4 protein-coding genes are annotated in these 6,541 nt (G+C 72.9%); 2 read left to right on the top strand and 2 right to left on the bottom strand.

The window, feature by feature from the left end; all coding sequences use genetic code 11:
• Positions 1 to 2,010: HelD family protein (locus D471_RS0103665; RefSeq protein WP_017597373.1), on the top strand; the 2,010-nt coding region annotated here is incomplete at its 5' end.
• A 50-nt stretch (positions 2,011 to 2,060) separates the two neighbouring features.
• Here D471_RS0103665 and D471_RS32885 read toward each other — a convergent pair.
• Positions 2,061 to 2,993, bottom strand: coding sequence for an alpha/beta fold hydrolase (locus D471_RS32885; RefSeq protein ID WP_017597372.1), 933 nt, complete (start codon positions 2,991 to 2,993; stop codon positions 2,061 to 2,063).
• Positions 2,994 to 3,405: 412 nt separating this feature from the next.
• Between D471_RS32885 and D471_RS0103655 the strand changes: the two genes are divergently transcribed.
• Positions 3,406 to 4,293 carry a hypothetical protein gene (locus D471_RS0103655; RefSeq protein WP_017597371.1) on the top strand — a complete coding sequence of 296 codons (888 nt, stop codon included), beginning with the start codon at positions 3,406 to 3,408 and terminating at the stop codon, positions 4,291 to 4,293.
• 36 nt (positions 4,294 to 4,329) lie between these two features.
• On the opposite strand, the gene D471_RS0103650 is transcribed toward D471_RS0103655, so the two are convergent.
• Complete coding sequence (locus D471_RS0103650) at positions 4,330 to 5,940, bottom strand: BCCT family transporter (RefSeq protein WP_017597370.1); 1,611 nt, start codon at positions 5,938 to 5,940, stop codon at positions 4,330 to 4,332.
• Positions 5,941 to 6,541: the final 601 nt, after the last annotated feature.

Below are 6,541 nucleotides of genomic sequence, written 5' to 3'. Positions count from 1 at the left end.
CGCACCGAGGACGGCGGGGGCGAGACGCTGTACGTCGGCCGGATCGGGCTGCGCGACGCCGATCACGAGACCATCCTCGTCGACTGGCGCGCCCCCGCCGCCCGCCCCTTCTACGCCGCCACCCCCGGTGCGCCGGCCGGACTCGCCCGCCGCCGTCACCTGCGGGTGCGCCGCCGCCGTGTCGTGGGCCTGGACGACGAGGTCTTCGACCCCGACGGCCTCACCGAGACCGACCGGCGCCGACTGGTCGGAGAGGCGGCCCTGCTCGCCTCGCTGCACCGGGGCCGGACCGGGCGGATGAGCGACATCGTGGCCACCATCCAGTCCGAGCAGGACCGGGTGATCCGGGCCGGGCTGTCCGGGGTCCTCGTGGTCCAGGGCGGGCCGGGCACCGGCAAGACCGTCGCCGCCCTGCACCGGGCCGCCTACCTGCTCTATACGCACCGGCGTGTTCTGGAGCGGCGCGGAGTGCTCGTCCTCGGCCCCAACCCGGCGTTCCTGCGCTACATCGGCGACGTGCTGCCCTCGCTCGGGGAGACGGACGTGGTGATGCGCACGGTCGGCACCCTGCTCCCCGGTGTCGAGGCGCACGGGCACGACCCGCACGCGAGCGCGCGCGTCAAGGGCTCCACGCGGATGGTCGACCTGGTGCGGGCCGCCGTACGCGACCGCCAGCGCACACCGACGCGGGCGCTTGGATCGTCCGACCTGCGGGTGGAGACCGACGCGGGCGTCCTGGTCGTGCCCGGCCCCGAGTGCGAGCGCGTCCTGTCCGCCGCGCGGGGCTCGCGCCGGGCGCACAACGTGGTCCGGAAGTACGTGGTGAACGCGCTGCTCACCGAACTCGCGCGGGCCGAGGCCGCGCTGCTGTCACGGCCGGCCGACGAGGAGGACCTGCCCTTCCACGGTCAGCGGCTCTGGCACGAGGACCCNNNNCCGCCGCTGACGCCGCGGCTGCTGCTGGAGGAGCTGTTCGCGGACCCCGAGGCGCTGGAACGCGTGGGGGAACGGGCGGGGCTGGGCCCCGACGAGCGCGCCGTCCTGGTCCGCGCCCGGGGGTCGGCGTGGACCGTGGAGGACGTACCGCTCCTGGACGAGGCCGCCGACCTCCTCGGCAGGGACGACAGCGCCGACCGGGCCCGGGCGCGGCGCGAGGCGGCCGAGCGGGCCGAGGAGGAGCGCTACGCCCGGGGGGTACTGGAGGCCACCGGGTTGTCCGAGGTCAGAGTGTGGGACGGGTCCAAGCTCATCGAGGAGGCCACGTTGGCGGAGCGCCACCGCGGCTCCGGCCCCGGCCTGACCACCGCCGACCGCGCGGGGGCGGACCGGGAGTGGACCTACGGGCACGTGATCGTGGACGAGGCGCAGGAGCTGTCGCCCATGGCCTGGCGCGCGGTGATGCGGCGGGTGCCGACGCGGTCGTTGACCGTCGTGGGGGACCTCGCCCAGACGGGGAACACGATGGGGACCCGGTCGTGGCTCAGTGCGCTGGAGCCCTACGCGCGGGAGAAGGTGCACGTGGAGCGGCTGCGGGTGAACTACCGGACCCCGGCACCGATCATGGCGGTGGCCGCGGACGTGCTGCGGGAGGCGGCGCCGGAGGAGGAGCCTCCGGAGTCGGTCCGGGAGGAGGGCGACCCGCCGCGCGCCGTGCGGCTCGGGGAGCCCTGGGCGGTGGGGCTGCCCGCTCTGGTCGCGGAGGAGATCGGGGCGATCGGCGAGGGACGGGTCGCGGTCGTCGCGGGTGACCGGGACGTGGACGGGGTCGCGGCGGCGCTGCCGGAGGCCGGGCGGGCCGGACGCGGGGGCGACGGCCGGCGGGTGGTGGTGCTGACCGCGACGGAGGCCAAGGGGCTGGAGTTCGACGCGGTGGTGGTCGTGGAGCCGGACGTCCTCATGGAACAGCCGTGCGGGGCCAACGACCTGTACGTGGCGCTCACCCGCGCCACGAAGCGGCTGACGGTCGCGCACACGCGGGAGCTCCCCCGGGTGCTGAAGAGGTTGGTGTGACGGGCGGGGCCCCGTTTTCCGCAGGGTGGCAGCCGGGCGATGGAAGGCCGTCAGGAAGGGCCGCCGTTCCGGGCGGCGAGGAAGTCACGCAGCGCCTCGCGGGCGGAGCCGCCGCCTGGCGAGAGCGGCAGGATGTGCCAGCCCCCGGGGACGACGTGAAGGTCGGCGCCGGGGATGGTGGCGGCGGCGTGGCGGGCGTGGGCGGGGTCGACGTCGCCGTCGTGCGAGCCGTGCAGGACCAGGGTCGGGCAGGTGACCCCGGCGGTCAGGGTGTCGTCGAGCTCGGCCCACCGCAGGAGGTCGTTGTCCAGTCCGGCGGCGCGGTCCTCGTAGGGCGTGAGGCCGGCGAGGAGGTCGTGGGCCAGCGCCGACCGCCTGTGGTCGGCCATGATCCACTCGACCACACCGCGCCGCGTCCGGGCGTCCAGGGACGACTCCTGGCGCACGAGGTCGGCCACGGCGGCGCGCGGCCACCGCTCGGCCAGGCGGGTGATCAGCCAGGTGCCGTACGGGCTGAGGTAGATCCGCCCGGCCGTCGGGGAGATGACGGGGTCGTAGCGTCCGCTGATGGCCGATTCGAGCACGAGCGAGTCGGTCCGTGCCGGGTGGCGGCGCGCGAACTCGATCGCTGACGGGCCTCCGCCGCTGATCGCGTACGCCGCCGCGGAGCGCACACCGAGTTCGTCGAGCAGGGCCGCGGCGGCGTCGGCCTGCTCGGCGAACGTCCGGCCCGTCGTGAGCGGCGTGCGCAGGTAGCCCGGCCGGGACCAGCCGATGATCCGGTAGCCCCGCCGGGCGAGGGGATCGAGCACGTGGAGCTGCTCGTGGCCGCCCGGCCCGCCGTGGAAGTACAGCACGGGTGGGCCGCCGGCGGGTCCGGTCTCGGCGTACTCGACCGTGCCGGCGCGTGTGGCCACCCGGTGTCCCCGGGCGTGCAGCTCCGCCCTCCTCCGCTCAGCGAACCGCCGGTAGGTGAAGAACATGGGGTCCTCTCGTCACGCCCGCGCGCACGCGAATTGGTCATACGCCCAAGGCGATCGTACAGGAGAACCCGCGCCCCGCGGGAGACACGTTCCCCGGGTCACGACGGAGGCGGTTCCCGAAACACGGGCGTCGATTCCACTCCGAATTTCCGAAAACACGAAACGGTATGACATAAACATCAATAGTGCGACCATGAACAACCTGGTGGCCAGGAATGGAATCGCGCGCGCGAAATTCATACGCTGTTCACATGAGTCCGCCCAGGTGGGATGGCCGGTTTCTCGCACGGTCATCAGACAGTCCGTTCCGTGGGCGGCGCCCCGACCCCCGCGTTCTCACCGAAAACGAACGTCCGGTGTTCCTCCCCGCACGGGACACGCGGACGAACGCACCCACGCTGGAGAAGTGAGCATGAGTGAACTGGTCACCGTCCTGGGCGAAGCGGCCCTGGACAGGATCAAGGCCCTCGAAACCCGGGTCCGCGCTCTGGAGGGCCGCGTGTCCACCCTGGAGGCCGCGTCACCGGCGACGACGGCGGTCGGAATGGCGGTGGGGTGGAGGGACGGCACCGCGTCCTGGCCCGAGGCCATCGCGCGGGCCGAGGCCGCGGCGGAGCGCCCCCTCCAGGCACGACGCGTGTACGACCCGGGCGTGCCCGCCTCGTTCTCGGAGTCGTACCTGCGCCACGACCACGGCGTGCGCGTACAGGTGTGGTCGTTCAAACCCCTGCCGACGACGCCGACCGACACCCTGGTGGACCTGTTCGCCTCGGTCCCGGACCGGTCGAACGTGTGGGTCGTCCCCCACCACGAGCCCCGGGACAACATGCCGCCCGAGGAGTACCACGCCCTCTACCGCACCACCCACCGGGCCTGCTCCGAGGTCGGCGGGTTCGCCGGGATCGGGCCCTGCCTGACGAACTGGGGCGTGCGGAACCGCAACGAGTTGGAGTACGTCATCCCGGAGCTGTCCGATTTCCTCGCCGTGGACAGCTACGTCGACATGGAGGGAACGCCGGAGCTGTCAGCCGTCGAACACGTGCGGGCCGCGCTGGACTACGCGAACGCCAACGGCCTGGCCTTCGGTATCGGCGAGTTCGGGGTGGACCAGGACCGCGGGAACGTCTCCCCCGAGCGCAAGGCCGCGTGGATGCGGTCGTTCGCCGAGCTCGGACCGCTCACCGAGCACGGCCTGGCCTGGCTGTGCTACTTCCACTCCGACGTGGGGGGCAACTTCTGGCTGGACAACGACCAGGGCGCGTTGGACGCCTACCGCCACCTGTGGGACGTGTACGCGTGAGCGCGTCCCCGGCACGTGGCGGCGGTCCCGCCCGGGTCAGCCCACCGGTGTCCCCGCCTCCGGGGTCCGGGAACCCTCCGGCTCCGCGTGCGGGGACGGGGACCGGGACGGCCCGACGATGCCCTGTTCGACGGCCATGGCGCGCAGCAGCGGGGGCGTGGTCCACAGCGTCGGCAGCATGATCAGGCCCACGGGGACCGCGGTCACCACGATGAAGGACTGCAACGCCTGGATGCCGCCGTCCCCCACCAGGAGCAGCGCGACGGCCGCCAGTCCCATCCCCACACACCAGACCGCGCGGACCAGACCCGAGGGCTCGCCCTCGCGCATGCTGGAGGCCGCGATGGCGTAGGACATCGAGTCGAGCGTGGACGCCAGGAAGATCAGGGCCACGAGAACCGTCAGCACGCCCAGAAGCGCGGTCATCGGCAGCGCCTCCAGGATGGACAGCGCCGCCGCGGGCAGGCCGTCCTCGGCGTAGGGGCCGGTGACCGCCCCCGGGTCCCGCTGCTCCAGCCAGATACCGGTACCGCCCAGAGCGGTGAACCAGACCGTGGTGACCACCGTGGGCAGGACCGTCGCGCCGACGTAGATGTCGCGTACGGTGCGGCCCCGGGAGATGCGGGCGAAGAAGATCGCCATCATGGGGCCGAAGCCCAGGAACCAGCCGAAGAAGAACAGGGTCCAGTACCCGAGCCACACCTCGTCGCCCCGGTACAGGCTCATGGCCAGGAACTCCCGCGCGTGCACGGTGCTCGCCTGGAGGTAGAGGTCCACGACGAAGGGCAGCGACGCCATACTGACGACGGCGGCGATGAGCACCAGGGCCAGCCAGACGTTGGCCCTGCTCAGCAGCTGGATACCCCGGTGGATGCCGCTCAGCACGGAGATCGCGGCCACGACGGTCAGACCGAGGATGATCAGCGCCTGGACGGCGTAGGTGTCGGGCAGGCCGAACAGCGCGCCGGTGATGTAGGAGATCTGCAGTCCGAGGAAGCCGATCGGCCCCACGGTCCCGGCGACCACGGCGAGCACGCAGCTGATGTCGACGACCGCGCCGATCCAGTGCGTGCGCACCCGCTCCCCCATCAGCGGCCACAACAGGGTGCGCGGACGCAGCGGCATGCCCTTCTCCACACCGCGCATCATGACCAGGGTGGCCAGCGAACCGCCGGCGGCCCAGGCGACGAAACCCCAGTGCACGAAGCTCTGCGCCATCGCGACGGCCGCTCTCTCGGTTCCGCCCGCCGCGTCGGCGTACCGCGGCGGCGCGGAGGCGTAGTGGGCGATGGGTTCGGCCGCGGCCCAGAACACCCCTCCCGCGGCCAGCAGGGTGGTCGCGATCATCGCCACCCAGGTGAACCGGCCGAACTCGGGGGCGTCGGCGCCGCCCATGCGGACCCTGCCGTAGCGGGAGAAGGCCAGGACGGTGACGACGACGAAGGTGGCCAGCATCAGGAGCTGCCAGTAGGCGCCGAACCAGCGCGCCGACCAGGTGAAGGCCGTGTCCACCACGGCCCCGACCGTTCGGGGTGAGAGTAGGGACGCGAGGACGAACGCGGCCAGGAAGGCGCCGGTCACGCCGGTGACCCAGCGGTCGGAACGTCTGCCTCGCGCGAACGCGCGTGAACGCAGCGTGGAGAACATGGAGTAGAGGAAGCCCCTCGAATGGAAGCACCGGCGCGCCTGGGCCGGTATCGGCAAGGCTCCGCCCGGCGTGCCCGTACGGTGTCCGGCGGCGACGGGGTCGTGGCGACGGCCGCCGAGCGGAGCCGGCACGCGGTGGAGCGGGACGGGACGTCGACAGCGGCCCGCCGGGTCGCCGGGGCGGTTCCGGGAAGGACGGGGAACTCCCCGGGTCCACGGCGGCCACGCGACAACGAGGGCCCACACTACCGCAGGCCAGAGGGGGTTTCCGTGTGAGTACGCACCAGGGGGACGGTGACGGATCGCGCACCGGGGCGTGCCCGACCGCACTCACGCATCGTTGAGCGACACCGGACGCACCCGGTGGGCGCGGATGGCCGTTACCGGTCACCCGCCGCCGCGACCTGCGAGGACATCGGGGTCGCCCCGGTTGTGGGATGGGCCTCGGTATCAGTTGGTCACAGGGGCCGTGCATCATGAGGGCCACGGCACCCCCTCGACGTGAGAGGCCCCTCCTTGACCCGACCCGTCGATTTCCGGCTCACCCACCTCGTACCCGCCCTCGACCACACGTGCGACGACCTGGTCGGCACGGCGCTCG

Source organism: Nocardiopsis lucentensis DSM 44048 (assembly GCF_000341125.1).
GTDB lineage: Bacteria > Actinomycetota > Actinomycetes > Streptosporangiales > Streptosporangiaceae > Nocardiopsis > Nocardiopsis lucentensis.
This window is presented reverse-complemented; position numbering and strand designations above follow the sequence as displayed.

Coding starts and splice junctions, on each gene's coding strand:
- D471_RS32885 (WP_017597372.1), bottom strand. CDS start 2,993: ATGTTCTTCACCTACCGGCGGTTCGCTGAGCGGAGGAGGGCGGAGCTG.
- D471_RS0103655 (WP_017597371.1), top strand. CDS start 3,406: ATGAGTGAACTGGTCACCGTCCTGGGCGAAGCGGCCCTGGACAGGATC.
- D471_RS0103650 (WP_017597370.1), bottom strand. CDS start 5,940: ATGTTCTCCACGCTGCGTTCACGCGCGTTCGCGCGAGGCAGACGTTCC.